The organism is Priestia sp. JSM ZJ58 (assembly GCF_044383985.1).
GTDB classification, from domain to species: Bacteria; Bacillota; Bacilli; order Bacillales; family Bacillaceae_H; genus Priestia; species Priestia zanthoxyli.
The window spans coordinates 2,375,839-2,397,174 of sequence record NZ_JBISEM010000001.1; the positions used below are offsets into that span (position 1 = coordinate 2,375,839).

The 21,336-nt window shown below is 39.4% G+C and carries 22 protein-coding genes and 1 riboswitch; of the genes, 6 read left to right on the forward strand and 16 right to left on the reverse strand.

The genetic code is table 11. The features are described from left to right. Positions 1 to 11 precede the first annotated feature (11 nt). The 14 genes from ACH6EI_RS12645 to ACH6EI_RS12710 all read right to left on the reverse strand — a co-directional run bounded on the left by ACH6EI_RS12645 (position 12) and on the right by ACH6EI_RS12710 (position 13,944). Complete coding sequence (locus ACH6EI_RS12645) at positions 12 to 1,790, reverse strand: acyl-CoA dehydrogenase family protein (RefSeq protein WP_098999326.1); 1,779 nt, start codon at positions 1,788 to 1,790, stop codon at positions 12 to 14. Continuing rightward, positions 1,778 to 2,521, reverse strand: a complete 744-nt coding sequence (locus tag ACH6EI_RS12650) for a 2-phosphosulfolactate phosphatase (protein ID WP_098112606.1) — start codon at positions 2,519 to 2,521, stop codon at positions 1,778 to 1,780. The genes ACH6EI_RS12645 and ACH6EI_RS12650 overlap by 13 nt, the downstream gene beginning before the upstream one ends. Continuing rightward, positions 2,518 to 3,576 carry a phosphotransferase family protein gene (locus tag ACH6EI_RS12655; RefSeq protein WP_028413345.1) on the reverse strand — a complete coding sequence of 353 codons (1,059 nt, stop codon included), beginning with the start codon at positions 3,574 to 3,576 and terminating at the stop codon, positions 2,518 to 2,520. The genes ACH6EI_RS12650 and ACH6EI_RS12655 overlap by 4 nt, the downstream gene beginning before the upstream one ends. Before the next feature lie 25 nt (positions 3,577 to 3,601). Beyond that, entirely contained in the window at positions 3,602 to 4,003 is a 402-nt protein-coding gene (locus tag ACH6EI_RS12660) for an acyl-CoA thioesterase (RefSeq protein ID WP_013057057.1), read from the reverse strand. A gap of 14 nt (positions 4,004 to 4,017) precedes the next feature. Then, positions 4,018 to 4,800 carry an enoyl-CoA hydratase gene (locus ACH6EI_RS12665; RefSeq protein WP_028413346.1) on the reverse strand — a complete coding sequence of 261 codons (783 nt, stop codon included), beginning with the start codon at positions 4,798 to 4,800 and terminating at the stop codon, positions 4,018 to 4,020. Next, on the reverse strand, positions 4,797 to 5,681 hold the full coding sequence (locus tag ACH6EI_RS12670) for a 3-hydroxyacyl-CoA dehydrogenase family protein (RefSeq protein ID WP_033578977.1): 885 nt from the start codon (positions 5,679 to 5,681) through the stop codon (positions 4,797 to 4,799). Before ACH6EI_RS12670 ends, ACH6EI_RS12665 begins: the two co-directional genes overlap by 4 nt. A gap of 80 nt (positions 5,682 to 5,761) precedes the next feature. Further along, positions 5,762 to 6,328, reverse strand: a complete 567-nt coding sequence (locus tag ACH6EI_RS12675; protein ID WP_098999325.1) for a TetR/AcrR family transcriptional regulator — start codon at positions 6,326 to 6,328, stop codon at positions 5,762 to 5,764. A gap of 90 nt (positions 6,329 to 6,418) precedes the next feature. Beyond that, entirely contained in the window at positions 6,419 to 8,035 is a 1,617-nt protein-coding gene (locus tag ACH6EI_RS12680) for a long-chain-fatty-acid--CoA ligase (RefSeq protein ID WP_028413349.1), read from the reverse strand. 19 nt (positions 8,036 to 8,054) lie between these two features. Further along, positions 8,055 to 8,828 (reverse strand): SDR family oxidoreductase, encoded by a 774-nt coding sequence (locus ACH6EI_RS12685; RefSeq protein ID WP_028413350.1) that lies wholly within the window; start codon positions 8,826 to 8,828, stop codon positions 8,055 to 8,057. Continuing rightward, on the reverse strand, positions 8,806 to 10,050 hold the full coding sequence (locus tag ACH6EI_RS12690) for an acyl-CoA dehydrogenase (protein WP_028413351.1): 1,245 nt from the start codon (positions 10,048 to 10,050) through the stop codon (positions 8,806 to 8,808). Before ACH6EI_RS12690 ends, ACH6EI_RS12685 begins: the two co-directional genes overlap by 23 nt. Positions 10,051 to 10,201: 151 nt before the next feature. Further along, complete coding sequence (locus tag ACH6EI_RS12695; protein WP_013057050.1) at positions 10,202 to 10,465, reverse strand: DUF1292 domain-containing protein; 264 nt, start codon at positions 10,463 to 10,465, stop codon at positions 10,202 to 10,204. An 86-nt stretch (positions 10,466 to 10,551) separates the two neighbouring features. After that, complete coding sequence (locus ACH6EI_RS12700) at positions 10,552 to 12,276, reverse strand: PAS domain-containing sensor histidine kinase (RefSeq protein WP_028413352.1); 1,725 nt, start codon at positions 12,274 to 12,276, stop codon at positions 10,552 to 10,554. A 161-nt stretch (positions 12,277 to 12,437) separates the two neighbouring features. Continuing rightward, positions 12,438 to 12,752 carry a YckD family protein gene (locus tag ACH6EI_RS12705; RefSeq protein WP_028413353.1) on the reverse strand — a complete coding sequence of 105 codons (315 nt, stop codon included), beginning with the start codon at positions 12,750 to 12,752 and terminating at the stop codon, positions 12,438 to 12,440. A 73-nt stretch (positions 12,753 to 12,825) separates the two neighbouring features. After that, entirely contained in the window at positions 12,826 to 13,944 is a 1,119-nt protein-coding gene (locus tag ACH6EI_RS12710; RefSeq protein ID WP_028413354.1) for an NAD(P)/FAD-dependent oxidoreductase, read from the reverse strand. A 338-nt stretch (positions 13,945 to 14,282) separates the two neighbouring features. Between ACH6EI_RS12710 and ACH6EI_RS12715 the strand changes: the two genes are divergently transcribed. From ACH6EI_RS12715 to ACH6EI_RS12740, 6 genes are all read left to right on the forward strand, one after another. Continuing rightward, a complete protein-coding gene (locus ACH6EI_RS12715; RefSeq protein WP_098112603.1) occupies positions 14,283 to 14,795 on the forward strand; it encodes a CBO0543 family protein in 513 nt (170 codons plus the stop codon). Between the two features lie 66 nt (positions 14,796 to 14,861). Then, positions 14,862 to 15,044, forward strand: a riboswitch (Lysine riboswitch). Positions 15,045 to 15,182: 138 nt separating this feature from the next. Further along, positions 15,183 to 16,511 carry a diaminopimelate decarboxylase gene (gene lysA / locus ACH6EI_RS12720; protein ID WP_014460106.1) on the forward strand — a complete coding sequence of 443 codons (1,329 nt, stop codon included), beginning with the start codon at positions 15,183 to 15,185 and terminating at the stop codon, positions 16,509 to 16,511. 50 nt (positions 16,512 to 16,561) lie between these two features. Beyond that, complete coding sequence (locus ACH6EI_RS12725; protein ID WP_033578970.1) at positions 16,562 to 17,824, forward strand: dicarboxylate/amino acid:cation symporter; 1,263 nt, start codon at positions 16,562 to 16,564, stop codon at positions 17,822 to 17,824. A 138-nt stretch (positions 17,825 to 17,962) separates the two neighbouring features. Continuing rightward, complete coding sequence (locus ACH6EI_RS12730; protein WP_013057043.1) at positions 17,963 to 18,097, forward strand: hypothetical protein; 135 nt, start codon at positions 17,963 to 17,965, stop codon at positions 18,095 to 18,097. A 155-nt stretch (positions 18,098 to 18,252) separates the two neighbouring features. Beyond that, positions 18,253 to 18,438, forward strand: a complete 186-nt coding sequence (locus ACH6EI_RS12735; protein ID WP_028413357.1) for a hypothetical protein — start codon at positions 18,253 to 18,255, stop codon at positions 18,436 to 18,438. A 132-nt stretch (positions 18,439 to 18,570) separates the two neighbouring features. Next, the gene (locus ACH6EI_RS12740) at positions 18,571 to 19,482 is read left to right on the forward strand and encodes a LysR family transcriptional regulator (protein WP_098112601.1); all 912 of its coding nucleotides are present in this window, start codon (positions 18,571 to 18,573) and stop codon (positions 19,480 to 19,482) included. A gap of 200 nt (positions 19,483 to 19,682) precedes the next feature. On the opposite strand, the gene ACH6EI_RS12745 is transcribed toward ACH6EI_RS12740, so the two are convergent. Next, the gene (locus ACH6EI_RS12745; protein ID WP_028413359.1) at positions 19,683 to 20,369 is read right to left on the reverse strand and encodes an O-methyltransferase; all 687 of its coding nucleotides are present in this window, start codon (positions 20,367 to 20,369) and stop codon (positions 19,683 to 19,685) included. A gap of 252 nt (positions 20,370 to 20,621) precedes the next feature. Next, the gene (locus tag ACH6EI_RS12750) at positions 20,622 to 21,197 is read right to left on the reverse strand and encodes a GNAT family N-acetyltransferase (RefSeq protein WP_028413360.1); all 576 of its coding nucleotides are present in this window, start codon (positions 21,195 to 21,197) and stop codon (positions 20,622 to 20,624) included. Positions 21,198 to 21,336 lie beyond the last annotated feature (139 nt).

A 21,336-nucleotide genomic window follows, 5' to 3' on the forward strand; every position in this document is an offset into this window, starting at 1 on the left:
AATATCCCTCCTTATACAACATATCGTCCGCTGTCGATAAATTCACGGGCGATGTCTCGATTGCGCATGAACTCTCCTTCACTTTGCAAATCATTCATCCATTTTCCAAGAATTGTGCGGTACTGTCGGTGTTTTTCACCCGTTAACATCCCGTTTATTAATTGTCGAGCCTGCTTTTCAATTTCAAAGAGCGTTTCACTAACAACTGTTGCTGTGAGCTTGCTTTTTAACGTTTCTTTTTCTTCTCCATTTCTGGTTACAGCTTTTTCCACGCGCAGCACAGATGACTCCATAGCTAATAGCCCAATAGCAATTTCTGCTAGTTTCATCAGCGTTTCTTGTTCTTGCGCTAGATTTTTCTGAAACGTTTGGAATGCTGTTCCTAGCAATGCAAGAAATAAATGCCTTGTTGTAATAACAGCCTGCTTTTCTCGTGCTAGAAGTTCATTTGAAGATATTTCCCACTGACCGCTCATCAATTCACTAACGGCATGTTCTACTCGTTTGTTCAGCTCTATTTCTCCTTTGCCTGCTTTTTTTAGAAGCTGAGTTGGAAGCAAAAGGCGGTTGATTTCATTTGTACCTTCAAAAATACGATTGATGCGTGAGTCACGGTATACTTGTTCAATTTTATATTCTTGAATAAATCCTGCTCCGCCATGAAGCTGCAGCGATTCATCGGCAATTAAATCAAGAGTTTCCGATCCATACACTTTACACACTGAACATTCCATTGCAAATTCAGCCAGCTGTTTAGCTACTAACTTATGATTTTCACTTTCATATAGTCCACCAAGCGCCTCTTCTAGTAAACCAGCTGTACGGTACTGGATAGATTCAGATGCAAAAATACGAGCCGCCATTTTTGCTATTTTTTCTTTTGAAGCGTTAAATTCCGCAATAGCTGTTTTAAACTGCTTGCGTTCTTTTGTATAACCTAAAGCAAGTTCAAACGCATATTTCGCTGCGCCCATACATGCAGAACCTAAGTTAAAACGTCCAAGGTTTAAAACGTTCAGCGCAATTAAGTGACCTCTTCCTACTTGTCCAAGTACGTTTTCTACGGGTACTAAACAATCTTCATAAATAACCGGGCGAGTAGACGACCCTTTAATCCCCATTTTCTTTTCTTCTGGCCCGAGAGACAGTCCTTCAAAATCTTTTTCTACAATAAAAGCGGTAAAATGTTCTCCGTCTACTTTTGCATATGTGATGAACGTATCTGAAAAGGCAGCATTGGTAATGTACTGCTTCGTTCCATTTAATACATAATGCGTTTTTTCAGGATTTAATACGGCTTTTGTTTGGGCTGCAAGAGCATCAGAACCAGCTTCTGGCTCTGTCAAACAGTAGGCGCCAATATATTCACCGCTTGCCAATTTGGGCAAGTATTTTTCTTTTTGCTTTTTGGTACCAAAATACGTAATAGGAAGTGTCGCAATGCATGTATGATTAGAATGAGCGACTCCATATCCGCTTGTCCGGCCGATGATTTCACCGACGAGTCCTTTGCTTACTTTATCAAGACCTAGTCCTCCATATGCTTCTGGAATACTGTGAGCAAGAAGTCCGAGTTCGCCTGCTTTTTGCATCAATTCTACTACTTTATCAAAATCTTGCTGCTCAATGTCACTGTGGTAAGGGTCGACTTCTTTTTCAATAAACTGCTTTGCTGTCTGAGCGATCATACGATGCTCATCCGTTAAGTCTTCAGATGTATAGACGTGCTGCGCAGATGTTTTTTTAAGTAAAAATGATCCGCCTTTTGCTTCGGTTTTCATTTCAGACATATCATTTCCTCCCCGTTTACTAGCTTTTTCTTCACTACCTTAGGAACTACAGAATAGACGTTTTTCCGGCTTACAAAGCCAATTTCGTCTAGAAAGCCATACTGAGTGAGCATTTCTCCTACGGCTGAGTGTTTCAATATTTCAAGAGATGAATGCTCATAAGCCTTATACAAAAGCAGTGCGGCTTTTGCAGCATCCGTTAAATAAAATGTTTTTAGTTGCAGAAGACAGCTTATAAAGTACCCCGCTCCATATAAATCTTCTAGACAGAAGCGATCGGATGAACCTGAACAAACCAATAAAACAGTTTCATCTTGACTTGGTTGACAAACAGCACTGGCAACCGCTTCTCCGTTTAACAGTGAAGCTGCATAGACATGTTTTGCTTTTTCAGCGTTATGAATGGCCACCGTTCCATTAGTGGTGGACAAAATAACCGTTTTATCTTGAACATGCTGCTTTATCGTGCTGGGGCTTGGATCAAAAAAGCCTTCAATCGTTTTCCCTCTATATTCGCCTACAAGCGCAATTTCATCAGGCTTATACGTTTTTGCTTTATTGCGCGCTTCTTCTTCGTTTTTTACGGGAATAACCTCTATTGCTCCTTGTTGTAAAGCAGCCGCAATTGTTGAAGTAGCCAATAAGATGTCAAATATAACGACCGTTTTTCCTTCTAGCTTTTTGGCAAGAAGCTCTTCTTTTTTGAGTATTACGTGAACTTTTCTTTTCATATATGCCTGCGTTCTGTATGCAGAGCATGAATAATCAGCGTTTTTACATACTCTCCAAATTGTGAAAACCGTTTGTCATTTGTTTGGCCTTTTTTATAACGGTAATAAATTTGCTGACAAATGACAGCAAGTTTGAAGTACGCAAACTTCAGGTAAAAGTCAATGTGTGACACATCTCGTCCGCTTTTTTTAGCATACGCTTCCACAAAATCTCGACGGGAATAAAAGCTTTTTTGCACAGTAACAGGTGGGTTCCCCAATCCTCTTTTTAAAAGTTCAGGGTCGCTGTCTTCCATCCAATAGCTCATCGCCACTCCCAAATCAGAAAGCGGGTCTCCAACGGTTGTCATTTCCCAGTCAAATAATCCTACAATTTTATTTCCATCCGGTGAAAATAACGTATTGTTAAGCTTATAATCATAGTGAATAATGGTTGGATGCTGTGAAGTGGGGATGTGTGTGGTCAACCATTTCTTTAGTGCTTCTACTTCCGGTATGTCACTTGTTTTTGATTTTTCATAACGATGAATCCAGCCGTGTACTTGACGTTCTAAAAAACCTTCAGGCTTGCTGATTTCTTCAAGGAGCGTGCCTTTATAAGGAACATCATGAAGCTGAACAAGGACATCCACCATTTGTTCTGAAATACGACGGCAAAGTTGGCTCGTTTCTTTCACTTCTTTTGGAAACGCTGTGTCGATGAGAACACCGTGCTTTCGCTCCATTAAAAAAAAGGATTTTCCGACCACCGTCTCATCTTCACAAAACACATACGGCCTAGGAGCGAGAGGGAACGACTTCGATAAAACAGATAAAATCTTGTATTCTCTTTCCATGTCATGCGCTTTTGGCGCAACTGGCCCAAATGGCGGGCGTCTCAACACCGCCTCCCACTCTCCGACTGAAAGAGCGTAGGTTAAATTGGACGCACCTGATCCAAATTGCTTGATTACAAGAGGCTCTTTAGGTAAATCAAGAATCGAAACACGGAGAAACTGATGCAGTTTTTCCGTGTTTAATTCCTCTCCTTTTCGTACGGGAATGATTTGTGACATTCTTTTACCACCTGCTTTTTTATAGTTAAACAGCTACTTTATAATTCATCAAAAACTGCTTAATATCCGCTGGAATAGAAACGCTTTTTTGTGCATCAAAATCAAAGTACACGATGACAGCTTCTCCTTTGGCAATCAGCGATCCCGTCTTGCTGTCGGTAATTTCATGACCAATTGTAAAGCTTTTATTGCCGACATTAGATACAAAGGTTTTAATCATTAACACTTGATTAAAATATCCTTGCGCAACAAAATCACATTTAGTAGACGCTAAAATATACTCCCACTTTTCTGTATGCATGGATGCTCCCATTTCTTCAAAAAAAGCAATGCGTGCCTCTTCTAAATAAATGAAATAGCTCGTATTGTTAATGTGACCGAGTGCGTCTGTTTCGCAAAAACGCACTTTGACCTGTGTTTCATACATGGTTTTCTCCTCCTTTACTTATGTGAAAAAACAGCGGGACGCTTTTCAATAAATGCTGATACTCCTTCTTTAATATCTTCTGTTTGAAAGACTTCTTCAAACAGCTCTGCCTCAAGTTCAAGACCTTCAGATAGTGTACGATTCATTCCTTCGTTTACCGCTGCCTTAATTCGAGAAAGTGACGGAAGAGAGTGACGGTTAAATTTCTTAGCCAGCTCTTTTGCTTTTTCGAGCCCTTTTCCTTTAGGCGTTACATGATTGGCAAAGCCTGCATGAAGTGCTTCTTCCGCCGAAACAGGACTGCCGGCAAACATCCATTCTTTAGCTTTAGATGCGCCGATTACGCGCGGAAGACGCTGAGTTCCGCCGCCTCCGGGAAACAATCCGAGCTTCACTTCCGGAAGACCGATTTGAGCATGTTCTTCGGCAATGCGTATATCAGCGGTTAGTGAAAGTTCGCACCCTCCCCCAAACGTTAAACCGTTTAACACGACAATTGTTGGTTTTTCAATGTTTTCAAGTTTTTGCAAAACACGATGGGTTTTCATAAACTCTTCTTTAATACCGCTTTGTCCCATTAGCTGTGGAAATTCTTTAATATCAGCTCCAGCCATAAACGCCCGGTCGCCCGCTCCCGTTAAAATGATTGTAATGACATCAGGATCTTTACTAAGCTCTTCATACGTTTCTTCAAGCTGCTGCACAACAGCCTGGCTCATTACATTTAAAGGCGGATTATCAATGGTTACAATAGCTGTTTTCTCTTCTTTTTCAATACGTACAAATTTTTTCATCATTGCTTCACTCCCTGTGTGTGGTATGTGTAAAAACCTTTTCCTGTTTTGCGTCCAAGCTCGCCTTTTTGAACTTTTTCTTCTATGCACGCAGCTGGCTTGTCCTCAGGGTCCCCTGTTTCGCTATAGCGCTGCTGCATCACAAAATATCCGACGTCAATTCCTGAGAGATCCATCAATTCAAAAGGACCGATCGGGTGATTGAGCGCTTTTTTGCAAATCGTATCAATGTCTTCAAAATCTGCGTATCCATTTTCGTAAAGGAAAACGGCTTCTTTTTGCAGCGCTCCTAAAATTCGATTGGCAATAAAACCTGAGATTTCTTTTTTCAGAAGGACTGCTGTGCGATTAATTTGCTTGCAAACTTCCATTGTCGTTTGAGCTGTTTGTTCACTTGTCTTTTCACTCATCACAACTTCTACGCAGTCCATTACAAGAGGAGGAAAAAAGAAATGCATGTTAACGATTTGCTCTGGACGGTTTGTTGCACTTGCAATAAGCGAGTTAACAATTGTTGAACTATTCGATGCTAAAATGGCGTGACTTGGTGCGTACTCATCTATTTCTTTAAAGACGCTTTGTTTTACATCTAACTTTTCTACAACAGCTTCAATCACAAAATCAGCACTTGAAACCGCTTCCTTTAATGTGCTTGTAAAAGACAACCTTTGAAATGCGGCTTCTTTAGCATCAGAGGAAATTTTGCCTTTGTGAACCCACTTGTCTATAATTGCTTCCAGCTTATTTTTTGCCTCTATGAGTGATTGTTCATTCATATCTTGAATAATTGTTTCATATCCTCCAAGTGCACAAAGCATACCAATTTGATGTCCCATTTGTCCTGCGCCAATGACAGCAATACGCTGTATATCTTTACTATTCATGTTATAGCCTCCTTTTAATATAAAAGGAGAGAAAGAGCTTATACTTTCCCACCTTTTACGAGCACTGTCCAGCCTAGCAGCTACTGTGACTGAATACCTTTCATTAACATCTTATAAAAAATAGCCGCAACTTCTCGATCTGACTTTTCACCATCCGGCTGAAACCAAAAATAGCTCCAATTTGTCATTCCTAATATGCCTAGCGTCACGATATCTGAAGGCACATCTGAACGGAACTGCCCTGCTTCCATTCCTTTTTCAATAATTTCCTGTACGTTTTCTTTAAAACGATCGCGCTTTGGAATGATTTGCTGTAAGTGTTCTTCACTCAAATGACGCATCTCTCGAAAAAACACTTTAGCTCGAAGACCTTCTTTCTCAATATCATGAACAAGTTTAAAAATAATGCTGTGCAGCTTTTCAGGATAAGATATTGTCTTATCTGCAAGAATCGTCTCTTGGTTTTCTATTAATCTTTCAATATATTGAAGGTGAATATCCATTAAAAGCTCTTGCTTGCTTTTAAAATAATAATAAAACGTTCCTTTTGTGACGTTTAATTCATTTACAATATCTTGAATAGACGTTTCTTTGAAACCTTTTTGAGCAAAAAGCTGAATGCTTCGTTCCATCATCAAATCTTTCATCGTCAAACCCTCTCTGTCTTTTCTCATTTTCACAAATTATACCATGGCTTAGAGGGAGCTTTTGAAAAAGTTTGTTTATGTTCAGCTTCTTTACATCGTTTCTTTCACCACTTCTTCTCGCAGTGCTCTTCGTAAAATTTTCCCTACATTGGTCTTAGGAAGCTCAGCGCGAAACTCAAAGATTCGCGGAATTTTGTAAGCTGCAAGATGATGTCGACAATAAGAAGTAAGCTCTTCTTCAGAAAGAGATTTTCCTTCTTTCACTACTAAAATCGCTTTAATTGTTTCTCCTCTGTAAGGATGCGGAACGCCAATGACAACGGCTTCTTTAATGTGGCTGTGCTCATATAAAACTTCTTCAATATCTCGAGGATACACATTAAAACCACTCGCAATAATCATATCTTTTTTGCGATCAACAATGGATAAATACCCATCTTCGTCTATCTGTCCAATATCTCCTGTGTACAGCCAGCCGTTTCTAAGCGCGTGAGCTGTTTCTTCAGGCTGATTCCAATAGCCCTTCATAACTTGAGGGCCTTTAATCACTATTTCTCCAAGCTCTCCTCTTGGCAGTTCTTTTGTTCCTGTAGCCACGTCTACAATTTTATAAGCAGTTTGCGGAACGCCAAGTCCGACTGTGCCTGGCTTTCGTTCACAAAACGGCAGGTTGCAATGGGTAACGGGGGACGCTTCTGATAAGCCGTACCCTTCTAACACTTTAGCACCCGTTTTTCGTTCGAACTCTTTCATCAGCTCAACAGGCATTGGCGCACTGCCGCTGTTGCAGATGCGAATACTTTCGATATTGTATTCTTCTGCCCGCGGATGATTGGTAATCGCGACATACATAGTTGGCACTCCAGGAAAAATACTAGGCTGCTCTTTTTTGATTGTATTTAGTACTTCTTCTAAATCAAAACGCGGCAATAGCAATATTTCATTTCCGCAAAGAATTGATAAATGCATACAGGAAGTCATGCCAAATACGTGAAACAATGGAATAACGGTTAAGCATTTTTCTTTTCCTAATTCAATATCATGCTTAAATATTTCGTATGATTGAACTGCGTTTGTGTAAATGTTTGTATGTGTAAGCATCGCACCTTTAGATGGTCCGGTCGTTCCTCCCGTATACTGAAGAACAGCAATATCGTGTGCTGGATGGATGACCGGCTGATTAAATTCATGCTTAATGGTTAGAAAATCTAAGAAGGAAAGGTCTGGTGATGTAGGAACAAAAGGTTTTTGCAAGCTGACGGTTATCGCTTCTTCTATCTCAACACGATTCCTTATCTCTTGAAGTCTCGTATAAAAATCATCGAGTAGAATTATTTTTTTTGCGCCGGAATCGTGTAAAATATGCTTTAGTTCTTGTTCGACAAGCATGGGGTTGACCTGAGTGACAATGCCGCCCGCTGCTATAATGCCAAAATAGCTTATTATATATTGCGGACAATTTGGCAGCATAATTGCTACACGATCTCCTTTTTTAATCCCTTTTTTCTGCAGTGCTCCTGCAAATACGCGAACTGAGTGGTACAGCTCCTGGTACGTTAACGTATGCTGATACATGCGCGTGGCTGTGTGAGCAGGATAACGTTCGGCTGTTTCTTTCAGCATATCAAATAGTGAAATATCTTCGATGTGAATGTCATGAGTGTAGGCTTCTGGATAAGGTGTAAACCATTTTTTAACGTCTTCCATTGAGTAACTCCTTTCTTATTCACATAGCATGAACTCCACCGTCTACTGTCAGAATATCGCCCGTAATATAATTAGACGCTGCAGAAGCAAGAAAAACAGCCGCTCCTTTTAAATCAGCTTCGGAGCCAAAGCGTTTTAAAGGGGTTTGACTTAGAAAATAATCTTTTCCTTGTTCCATAATCGCACCTGACATTTTAGTAGGAAAAAATCCCGGCGCAATTGCATTAACTTGAATATTATGCTGTCCCCATTTGACAGCTAAATCTTTCGTGAACGTAATGACCGCTCCTTTACTCGTGTTGTACCCGATTGTATCCATATACTGAGGGTCCGTTCCTCCAAGACCCGCAATTGAAGCAATGTTAATAATCTTACCAGCTTTTTGTTTAATCATTTCTTTTCCAGCTTCTTGTGACATTAAAAACGTGCCCGTCACATTAATATTCATCACTTTTTGCCATGCTTCAAGAGGCATTTCTTCAGCCGAAGCTCCCCACGTAGCTCCGCTGTTGTTAATTAAAATATCGATGCGTCCAAATGTTTCAATCGTTTGATGCACGACATTTTTAATATCTTCAGGCTGACTGATGTCACATGCTAAAGCGAGGGTTTTTACGCCCACGGTGGCCAATCGATCAGCCACTTGCTGACATGCTTCTTTTTTTCTTGAGCATAGAACAATATTTGCCCCTGCCTCTGCAAGCCCTTCTGCCATTTGCTCTCCTAATCCTCTGCCTCCTCCGGTAATAATAGCTGTTTTTCCAGTTAAATCAAACAGATCCTTTATGTGCATAGGTTGCCTCCTGTTCTTGATAGGATTTTAGCTCAAGTCTTGCAAGCTGTGCTTTGTGCACTTCGTCTGGACCATCGGCAAGGCGCAAAGTGCGGGCATTTGCCCAAAGTGCCGCAAGCGGCGTGTCTTCTGAAACACCTGCTGCTCCAAATGCTTGAATGGCACGATCAATGACTTTTAAAGCCATAGCAGGAGCTATTACTTTAATCATGGCAATTTCTTTCCGCGCTTTTTTATTTCCAACTGTGTCCATCATATAAGCAGCTTTTAATGTTAATAAGCGAGCTTGCTCAATTTCAATACGCGATTCTGCCACCCATTCTTGAATAACCCCTTGCTGAGAAAGCAACTTATTAAATGTAGAACGACTTTGAATACGCTTACATAATTCTTCCAGCGCTCTTTCAGCTGCTCCTATTAGACGCATGCAGTGATGAATACGTCCAGGCCCTAATCTACCTTGAGCAATAGCAAACCCTTTTCCTTCGCCTAAAAGCATATTGGATGCTGGCACACGCACATTGTCATAATGAATTTCAGCATGTCCATGAGGAGCGTGATCGTATCCAAAGACTGGCAGCATTCGTTCAATTTTAACTCCCGGAGTATTTAATGGAACTAGAATCATAGACTGCTGTTCATATTTAGATGCGTTAAAATCGCTTTTTCCCATGACAATAGCAATTTTGCAGCGAGGATCTCCCGCACCTGAAGACCACCATTTTCTTCCATTGATTACATATTCATCGCCTTCTCTTACAATACTGCACTGAATGTTTGTGGCATCAGAAGAACCTATATCCGGTTCTGTCATAGAAAAGCAGGAGCGAATGTCTCCATTTAACAGAGGCTTTAGCCATTTTTCTTTCTGTTCAGGCGTTCCGTATCGAACCAGCACTTCCATATTGCCAGTGTCAGGAGCTCCGCAGTTAAAAGCTTCTGGTCCAATAATAGAACGGCCCATAATTTCGCAAAGAGGAGCGTATTCTACATTTGTTAGACCTGCTCCGTATTCGCTTTCTGGCAAAAATAAGTTCCATAGCCCAGCTCGCTTTGCTTTTTCTTTTAACTCTTCCATGATTGGAGGAACAGCTGACCATCTAGATGGCTGTTCATTCAGCTGTTGTTCGTATAGCTGTTCATTTGGATAAATATGCTCTTCCATAAAAGAGCTCAATTCTTTTTGCAGCTTCACTACTTTGTCAGAGTAAGAAAAATACACGGTAGTCCCTCGCTTTCATTTACTTACTAACCGGTTGGTATGTTACATATTCATCATAAATGAAGGGAAATAATTCAGCAAGATATTTTTAGAAAAATTCTAAATATTATATTATTTATAAATAAAAAAAGAGAGGTTGTAACCTCTCTTTTTACGCGGATGTCATTTCCTCAAATACGGCTGATACTTTTTCAAACTCATCATCATCTTCAATTGAAGACCATTCACCATCATCTTCAATTTTTAAAAAGAAAACATCAATTTCTTCTTCTGTTTCAATTAAAACTTCTTCCACAAACGCAACGGCAATATAATCGTGGCCTTCAATCGTCATTTTTCCAAGCACTTCAATATCTTGCTCTTGATCATTTTCATCTAAAATTGTAAAAATCTCTCCCGTTTCAATACGTTCCATCGTATTCCCTCCTATTTTAACCTCATTATTCGTTCACTAACATGTATTCCCCTTTAGAAAAGGTTTCATGCTTATAAAAGTAGAATCTACTTTTTAAAAGGCAAAAGAATGTCTACGGTAGTTCCTTTTCCAAGTTCACTTACAAAGTTAATTTCTCCTCTATGTTCTCGAATGATCTTATAGCACACCATCAGTCCAAGCCCCGTTCCTTTCTCTTTCGTACTATAAAAAGGTTTTCCTAAATGCTGCATTCGTTCCTGCGTGATGCCTGGCCCCTCGTCGCTAAACCGGACAACAAGGTTCTCCTGATTAAATCTTTTTAGTTGAATCGTTACAGTTCCTCCACTTGGCATGGATTCGACGGCATTTTTAAATATATTGCTAAAGACCTGTTTTAACTGGTTTTCTTCGCATAATACGAGAGGAAGATGAAGATCAATCTCTTTTTTTACGTGAATTTTCTCTGTAATCCCCTGCACCTCAGCTAGCTTTAACGTGTTCTCTAAGATATCTTGGACGTGTTTGTCTTTGTAGGTTTTCGCCTGAGGCTTTGCAAGACTCAAGAACTCGTCGGCAATCAATTCGATTCTATCTAACTCATGATTTATCATTTCTACATAGTAAGGCTGACCGCTCGTTTCTTCTAATAACTGCATAAATCCTTTTACCGCTGTTAGAGGGTTTCTGATTTCGTGAGCGATACCCGCTGCTAACTGTCCGACTAAGGAAAGCTGAGCGGATTCACGCAGCAATTTTTCAGTTTTTTTACGTTCTGTAATATCACGAAACAAAACTTGAATGGCCTGCTTTCCCATATACGGAATAGGAAAGGCAATGGTTTCGGCATCAATCGTATGACCGTCTTTATGAATAAACTTTTCTTCCTGCAGATCCACAGATTTATTTTCTGTTTTCATTCGATAAATTCGCTGTTTTACAACATCATAGTAATCAGGGTGAACAAACTGATAAACACAAGCTCCTAATACATCTTGAGGATTCTTGTATCCTAGTGCTTTAGCTCCTGCAGGGTTGATATAATCAATTTTACCTTCACTATGAACGATAATTGCTTCCGGGGATAACTCAATCAAACTTCGGTAGCGCTGTTCGCTTTCTTTTAAAGCCGTCTCATCCTGCTTGCGCGATGTTATATCTCGATAGACAAACGCAATGCATAACGGCCAATCATTCATATTTTCAACGCGAAATAGTGTGACGCTTACATTAATTAAATGCCCGTCTTTATGCTGTCTGACCGTCTCGAATTCCGTTTTCGATTCCCCTGATTGAATAGTCTTATGAAGTTCGCACACGGGCTCCTTTAAAAACGAAGGTATAATCGGAAGAGGCTTTTGATGAATTTCTTCAAACGTCCAGCCAAATGTATTCTCAAACGCAGGGTTCACTTGAAGCGTTTTACCCTCTAAGTCAACGATAGCAACAGCATCTGCGTTATGATAAATAAAAGGCTGAATCTGTTCTTTTTTCTCCTGATAACTAGTTATATTCACGCAATGTCCCATAATTTCAGGTTTTTCTGTGTAAGATAAAGGGGTTAAGTTTACTACATAGCGTTTATCATTTATTTGAAGCTCGTACATAAGCTTTTTCTTTTTATTTAGCGCTTCGAAAAAATGCTCATACGAGACCCATTCTTCTAGAGGTATTTTTTGCTCAGAAACGCTTTCTCCTTGATACATACTGTAAACAAGGTGGTCACCTTTTTGTTTGTAAGCAAATATGATTCCTAGAGCCTCAGCTGAATGATTTTCTGCATGTAATCGGACTATTTTTTTATTTTCGTTCATCGTTCATATTTACCTACCCCTCACTAGCATCTTTCCTAATCGTTCTCATTCTCTTAATTTTACATGAGGCGTTTAAAATTTACTAGATAAAGAAGCAGATATTTTCCATTCATTCACATAAAAAAAGCGCCTGTATAGGCGCTTTTTTATGTGAATAGGAATTACTTTGAATGATGCATTTTATGACAGTGCCGCTTCGGAACAAACCCATTTTTCTCCATATGCTGATAGCGATTTTCCATATGTGAAGAAATGTTTTGACTCTCCGTTTTGCTTAGCACGCCGTACTCCACATATTTTGAAAGTATTTCTTTCTTTTTTTCGAACATTTCTTTGTAAAGAACGGATAATTCCTGCTTTTGCTGAGACGTCAGCTGCACGTCTTTTGTTTCTGGCTGAGGATTGTTTTCCGCTAATACAGGCGTCCCGCTCATAAATAAAAAAGCTGCTGCTGCACTTATCATAACCTTTCGCAAACAATCTACTTCCTTTCATCATATAGTAGTTATAGTTTGCGAACTTCTATTTGTTTTCATTCATTCTATTTGCTTAGGACTCAATAGCTCCTCTTACATCATAATCGCTAAGATCAATTTCCATTTCCATTTCAAGTGCTAATTTAGCAAGCTCTGAACCAAGATAAGGACCCGACGTTAAGCCTGAAGCTCCGAGACCGTTCGCTACTAGTATTCCTTCGTAAGCTGGAAGAGCCCCGATGACTGGCAAGAAGCCTGGAGTAAATGGTCGAAACCCTACCCTTGTTTCTAAGACTGTGCTTTCTGTTAAGCCAGGAGCAATTAATAAGGCCTTTGAAAAAATTTCATGAAGCCCCCCAGCCGTTACTCTCAAGTCATAACCCGTGTCGTTTTCATGTGTTGCTCCTATGACAATTTGACCTTGTTCAAACGAAAGAATATATTGGTCGCTTGGAGGCATTACAACGGGCCAGTCTTTTGTATCTAAATCAGGAAGATGCAAGTGGACAATTTGCGCTTTTTGAAAGCTTGCTAAAAATTTCACTCCAAGAGGCTCTAGTAATTGATTTGCCCACGCTCCTGCTGTCACGATTGTTGTACTTGCTAGAAGGGTTTGTCCATTTACGGCAACGCCCGTTACTCGATTATTTTCATAAAGTAGTTCTGCGTTTCCTTCTATTATTTTTGCACCGTTTTTCTTCGCTGCATTCACAAGTGCGTTTCGAAGAGCTTTTCCGTTAACGCGAGCGGCTCCACTAATATGAACTGAACTGTATTCTTCCGAAAGAGCCGGAAACAAAGCCTGTGTTTCTTTAGCGGATAAACGTGTAATCTCGCCTATTTCGGGGGCTTCTTCCCGACGCTTATATGCTCGTTCTTCCATTTTTTTAAGCTTTTGTTCATCAGTGTGTAAACTAATTGCTCCTACTCGCTTATATCCCGTATCCGTTTCTCCATCTTCTTCTAATTGCTGAATTAATGTTTGATAGTACTTGGCGCCGCCTTTTGCTAAGCGGTACCATGCTTTATTTCGACGCTGCGAAAGCCACGGACAAACAATTCCTGCTGCTGCATCAGTAGCTTGACCAGCATCCTTGCGATCTATCAATGTCACATCTGCTCCTGCTTTTGCTAAATGATATGCCGTAGAAGCTCCAAGTACCCCAGCTCCAACTACGATGTATGTTTTCATACCGAAACACCCTTTTCTTTCTTCTAGTATTCTCATGCTATATGTATGCAATTTTAGCATAGCAAAAAAAGAAGTCACATACTAGGCGAAGCTATTTTAAGCTTATTTTTAAGCCTTGCTGACTTTGACATATAGCTCCTTTAGTCTCGTAAGCAAAAGCGGTAGAAGTTCTTTTACCAAGATTATAACAGGGTGAAGAAAGCCATAAATAGTGGTAGTACGTCTTTAACGCTGTGGCTTACGGCTTTTCTATTATAGGTGCTGAATAAAAAAATGAAAGAATAAAACCACTATAATATGTAAATAAAAAGAAATAACCATTATTTTAAGGAGAGCGTATGCAATCTTCATTTGTATTATTTTTTATCATTCTTGGTTTACTATTTGGCAAGTGGCGAAGGTATCAAGAATACTACCCTACTTTGCTGTTTTGGGTCACGGGGAATTTGCTTTATGAAGTGCTGCTGTTTCATCACCGCGTATGGGTATTTCACCCTGTTGGTATTGATCATCTTTTTCTACCCGATCACCTAATGGTTTCTCTTGGAATAACCTTAATTATTTATCCGTTTGTTATACCGGTTTTTTTAGGAAGGCTGCCGCTGCATGTAAGCGGCCGGCTGTGGTGGATTCTTTTATGGGCGCTTTTATTTACTGTGATTGAGTTCATTGCTTATGTTAATCACAGTATCACTCATCATTATGGATGGTCGCTGCTATGTTCTTTTCTCTTCAATATTGTCACGTTCTCACTTTTAATCATTCATCAGAAGACAGCGCTGGCTGCTTGGATTCTATCTGGAAGCTTCATAGCTTTTTTATTTACCTTCTTTGATATTCCTATGCCTTAACTTTTCATTGACTAGACAGAGGAAAAGGAAATATAATAGGAGTTACATTTAAATATAATTTTCCTCTCTGAGAATAGAGGTGCATGAAATCAAGAGTCACTTATTGGAGACTAATGGAGTCTGTGAAGATAAGTAAAAGGGATTTCGTGCCGAAGTATATAAACATCCATTGTGTTCATATACTGGTTCAGTATTGAATAAATGCTGAGCTGTCACAAACCACTTGGTTTGTGGAGAGCTATTGAAGAGATGTTGATGCCTAGAATGTAATAATACTTTATTATTATGAAACCAAGACGCGTGAACATCACTTCACGGGTCTTTTTTGTGTTTTTCTACTGACCATCAAAGTTATAGTTGAATGATTTAAATGGAGGGATACGGATTATGTACTTACATGGAACGAGTAAAATTAACAGCAGCAATCATTTAGAAATTGGGCAGTGTGATACGGTCGAACTGAAAAAACAATACGGCACTCCCCTATACATCTACGATCAAGAATTAATTGAGACGAAATGCAAGGCCTTCCATTCAGCCTTTCAAAGAAGCGGATTTTCATATCAAATCGCCTATGCAGGGAAAGCGTTTCTTTGTATGGAAATGGCTAGCCTTTTAACGAAGCTTGATATGTCATTAGATGTGGTCTCAGGAGGCGAATTATTTACAGCTCTTGAAGCGGGATATCCAGCTGAACGCATTCATTTTCACGGAAATAACAAAACGATTGAAGAAATTGAAATGGCTCTTGATGCGAATATTGGCTGTTTTGTTGTGGATAACTTTACCGAACTTGAAGTTTTACATGCCTTAGCAGCTGAGCGCAAACAGAAAGCATCTATTCTTCTGCGTGTTACTCCAGGGATTGAAGCCCACACACATGAGTATATTATGACCGGACAGGAAGACTCCAAGTTTGGATTTGGTCTTTCCAATGACCAGGCTATGAAAGCGGTAAGTTCTGCATTAGAAAAGCCTTACTACGATCTTTTAGGCATTCATTGTCATATTGGTTCGCAAATTTTTGAAGTAGATGGTTTTTCTCGCGCCATTGATATTTTAACTGATTTCTTATTCAGTATTCGTGATAAAATGGAATTTGAAGTAAAAGTTTTAAACGTAGGTGGTGGTTTTGGTATTCGTTATACCGAAAGCGACTCTCCACTTCCAGTTGAGTATTATGTAGATGCACTGACAGAAAAGCTAAGCCGCACGTTAACTGAACAGAATTATACCCTTCCGGAAGTCTGGATTGAGCCTGGAAGAAGCATCGTAGGAGAAGCAGGTACAACGCTTTATACAATCGGCTCAACGAAGGAGATTCCAGGTGTACGCAAATACGTAGGAATTGATGGCGGTATGACCGATAATATCCGTCCTGCTCTTTACGATGCAAAACATGAAGCTGTCTTGGCTAATAGAGTGACGGATAAAAAAGATGAAACAGTATCAATTGCGGGGAAATGCTGTGAATCAGGAGATATGCTTATTTGGGATATCGATTTACCGCGCGTTAATCAAGGAGATTTACTAGCAGTATCCTCTACAGGTGCCTACAACTATTCAATGGCTAGCAATTACAACCGTATTCCGCGCCCTGCTGTTGTATTTGTGAAAAATGGAGAAGCTCGTCTTGCTGTAGAGCGAGAAACATACGAAGATTTGGTGCGTAAAGATGTAAAGCCAGTCGTTACTACGTATGCAATGAGCAAATGATAGCTGTTCTTGCGTAGTAAAGAAGCTATTGTTGTTTGGAGGAAATCTATATGGTTTTAAGTGTATTTAAAACGTACAGATCATCGCTTATTCTGCTTCTCGCTATTTTAATTGGCGGGATAGCAGGATATGCTATCGGGCCCGATGTGGCAGTCGTAAAGCCCTTTGGTGATTTGTTTCTTAATTTAATGTTCATGATTATCGTTCCCCTTGTCTTTTTTAGTGTGGCTTCGGCAATCGCAAACATGAACGAAATGAAACGTCTTGGTAAAATTATGCTAGGTATCGCCGTTGTGTTTGTCGCCACTGCTGCTGTTTCAGCCGTTCTAGGCTTTTTAGGCGCATCACTTTACAATCCGCTGCACAACGTAGATACTTCTGCCATTAAAGAATTAATGGGTGACAGTGAAAATACAGCTGAAAAAATGACGCTTTTAAATCAGCTTGTTAGTACATTTACTGTACCTGATTTTGTTCAGTTATTTTCGAAAGAGCATATTTTACAATTAATTGTCTTTGCCGTTATCTTCGGTATTGCTACCACGATGGCTGGTGAAAAAGGACAGCCTATGGCGAAATTTCTGACTTCGGGTCAAGAAGTATCGATGAAAGTCGTTAAAATTGTCATGTACTATGCTCCAATTGGTTTAGGGTGCTATTTTGCTACTGTAGTAGGAGAACTTGGACCAAAGATCTTGCAAGGGTATGCTAGAGCATTTATTCTTTATTTATTAATTGCAATCGTTTACTATTTTGGCTTCTTTACGCTATACGCATGGATTGCTGGCGGTAAAGCAGGAATTAAGCTGTTTTGGAAAAATGCAGCTGCTCCTTCTATCACTGCTATTGCTACCTGTTCTTCCGCGGCATCTATTCCAGTCAATTTAGACGCAACAAAGAAAATGGGTGTGCCGCTGGATATTGCTGAAACAGTGATTCCATTAGGAGCAAACACCCATAAAGATGGTTCTGTTATCGGTGGTATTCTAAAAATTGTTTTCTTATTCAGTTTGTTCGGCAAAGATATGACGTCTGCTACGAGTATTTTGAGCATATTAGGCGTAGCCTTTTTAGTTGGAGCCGTAATGGGAGCAATTCCTGGAGGCGGTATGATTGGCGAAATGTTAATCATTACAATTTACGGATTTTCGCCAGAAGTTCTGCCCATCATTGCGGTCATTTCCACAATTATTGACGCCCCTGCTACGCTCTTAAACAGTACGGGAAATACAGTAACAGCGATGCTTGTTACAAGGTTTACAGAAGGAAAAGACTGGATTAACAAAATTATCACCACCGATAAAGTCGCCTAGTAAAAAAGCAAAGGGAACAGTCTTAGTGACTCTCCCTTTGCTTTTTTCGTGTGCAGTAATATCGATAGCCGTGTATAAAGTTTGTAAATACGCACATTCTATAGGTATGTTTCATAACCGGACTGGAGGTGTCGTCTAATGAGTAACGCTGCAGGAGGTTCAAAGAAGAATCAACCGAATGATGCGAATCACGTAAGTGCAGAAACAAAAGCTCATCAAAAACGTCTCACTGAGCAAAACAAACAAGAGCATCAAGCTGAAGAGCGAAAATAAAATGACGTCAAAGAACGTTTGACACAGGCCCTGCGTTCTTTGACGTCATTTTATTTTGAGAGAGCTTAATGACGACGCTCTTTATAGGTCTATCGTACAACCTCCTTTCAAACTTTTACATATTCTATTAATAGGTTTGTAAAAGGAGGAATGATATGGTGTTTTCTTGGATAGAGATTACAGCTGCAGCCTTTGGGCTTTCAGTTATTTTGATAAGTTTTGCATTTTTGCCCGAACGTACAGGCAAAAATCTTTATATTCCTCATCAGCTAGTAGCAAAATCTATGTTTCTCTATAAAAAGATTATTGGTTTTATAAATCAATTTCGACAGAAACTTTAGTTCATTTCCTTTCCTCGTTTTTATTCATTGGATAGCTCCCTTTTTTAATCAGCGCATTTACAGTAAATAATTTAATGGTTAAAATAAAGAGTAAAAAAAAAGGATAAGCAGTTTGCAGAAATGGAGTTTCACATGGAAATCAGAGACTTAGAATACTTTATAGAGGTAGCGAATCATAAAAATTTTACAAAGGCAGCGCTGCAAGTTCATTTGTCACAAACGGCTTTAAGTAAAGCCGTCAAAAAAGTAGAAAATGAACTAGGATTTGAGCTTCTTGACCGTTCAACAAGAGAATTAAAGCTAACCGATGCAGGAGAAGTCGTGTATCATCAGGCAACTAAAGCGCTGTCGGTGTTAAAAGACATGCCTCACTTGTTGGGCGATTTAATGAACTTGCAAACAGGGCAAATCAAGATGGGAATCCCTCCGCTCATCGGGACCTTGTTTTTCCCGAAGATTGCAAAAGCATTTAATGAACAATACCCTAAAGTATCTCTAGAGCTTATTGAATTTGGAGCAAAAAAAATTGAAGCCCTTGTGGAAGAGGCTGGTGTAGATATGGGGATTGTTATGCTTCCTCTCACAAGCGGTCATGATGAGCATTTTCACTTATACCCGTTCGTTAAGGAGAGATTCCTTTTATACGCCCATAAAAACCATCCTTTAGCGAAACGTTCTTCCGTCTGGATGAAAGAATTGGAGCATGAAAAATTCATTATGTTCAGTGAAGAATTTACGCTGCACGACCGGTTAATTCAAGATGCTTTAAAATCAGGATTTGTGCCTTCTATCGCATATAAAAGTTCTCAATGGGATTTAATTATTGAATTAACAGCAGCAGAACTAGGTATTGCTATTTTACCCGAATCGCTTTATGCCAAAGTGAAAGATTCCAATATTATTACGGTACCTATTGCAGATCCTGAAATGATGTGGGAACTTGGAATTATTCTGTTAAAAGAACGCTACAGTTCATTCGCTGTAAGAGAGTTGATTAATTTTCTGACAGCAAAACAAATAACAAATAAGTTGGACGCAAATTAAATAGAGGCTGGGAGATAACGAAATCAATCCACAGCTAGAAGCACCTACGCCTACACACATGAAATTTACGTTCACTATCACCATGAAAAAATCCGACCGAGGAATCGAGATTCTCCATCAAGAATTTGAATTCATCGGTCGGATTTCCCTTCAACAAAACTACTTTTGTCCCAGCCTCTTTATATGTAACACGAGTTCTATCATTCAACAATCCCTACAATGAATCCATCATAGCCTTTGCTTCCAACGGTTTGTATAGCCGTGGCGCTGATTCGTTTTTCTTGAGCCAGAGCATCCATAAATTGTCGAATTCCCTTTACATTTTCATCTTCACTTTCTGAGTTCACCACATGCCCTTGACGAACAACATTATCACAAATAATCGTACTTCCTCGTTTTGATAATTCTAGAGCCCACTTTAAGTAATTTGGGTTATTCGGCTTGTCAGCATCAATAAAGATAAGATCAAACGGCTCTGTTCCCTTATCCTTTAATACAGCTAATGTATCAAGCCCGGGGCCGACAATGACTTCTACTAAGTGGCTTACTCCCGCTCTTTTTAAATTAGCTCGTGCTACTTCTGCATGCTGAGCGCTTAATTCGAGCGTAATCAGCTGTCCGTCTTTCGGAAGAGCTCTGGCTAGCCAAATCGTGCTGTACCCTCCAAGAGTACCAATTTCCAAAATGCGTTTAGCCCCTTTTAATGAAGCTAACAAATGCAGAAACTTTCCTTGACTAGGCGATACGTCGATGGCAGGTAATCCAGCCTCTTGATTTGCCTTCAATACCTCATCAAGAATAGGGTCAGGTTGTATGAGCTTATGATTCATATAAAGATCCACTTCATTCCAAATTTCATATATAGACATTTCCATACTCCTCCACATAAGTGATAAAAGCTTTATTATTCAAAGATACGAATATGTTTTTCTCATATTCAGCTTGTTGCCGTAATCGTTCGTATTATGAATGTGTTCTAGCTCTCTAATAAACTATCCTGCTCGCTCTTAAAAAGAATTGTTATATGTCCATAAAAAAAGACCTTCAGAGAGGTCTTTTTTTATCTTTAAATAATCGTAGCTCAATCCGTAAAAAATATCCGGTACCTTTCTACCGGCTATTTTCTAGAAGACATCTTATTATCCGTTATGACTGAACTTAAATACTATCGGTGTACGTTCTGTTTCTATTTTCCAAATCATGTGATGATATCCTTTGCTCCAGTAATCTTTTACTAAGTAATCGGGAATTCCAAATATGTTTTTCCATACTTTCTGAGCATTCTTGTATCCGCTATCCAAACAAATTTTTTTAATTTCTCTGCTTTGAAGCGTAAGCAGCATAATATGTATAAGCAGTGTTCCTACCCCTTTTCTTTGGTACTTTGGATGAACAAAAACTGTGCCGATTTCAATCCATCCTTGCAGCTCCCCTTTTGTACATGCCATAATTAATTCACTAACAGGGCCATATTCAATGCAGCCAATAATCTTATTGGTGCACGTATCTATTCCGAGCCAAAAGAATCGACATTTCCCATCGCTATCAAGGTCACTTTTTAAATATTGTTCTTTACTTTCAATTTCTATTTGTATATCGTTCACCATGTCAGATAGACCCTCTCTATGAAAGGTATCTGTGATCACTTCATTAAAAAGCTCGTGGAGTTCTGCGCTGTCCTCTATTTTTGGTCTTCTTATTTCAATATGATTCAATGTTCATCCCTCCTGATTATTTCACTGCCAAATATGAAGTTTTACTTTTATTATTTATCAATATATGTTGATAATCCTTTTCTTTTTCTACAGTTTTCCCAACAAAAAAAGCACGAGAAGCTTTAAGTTCTCGTACTTT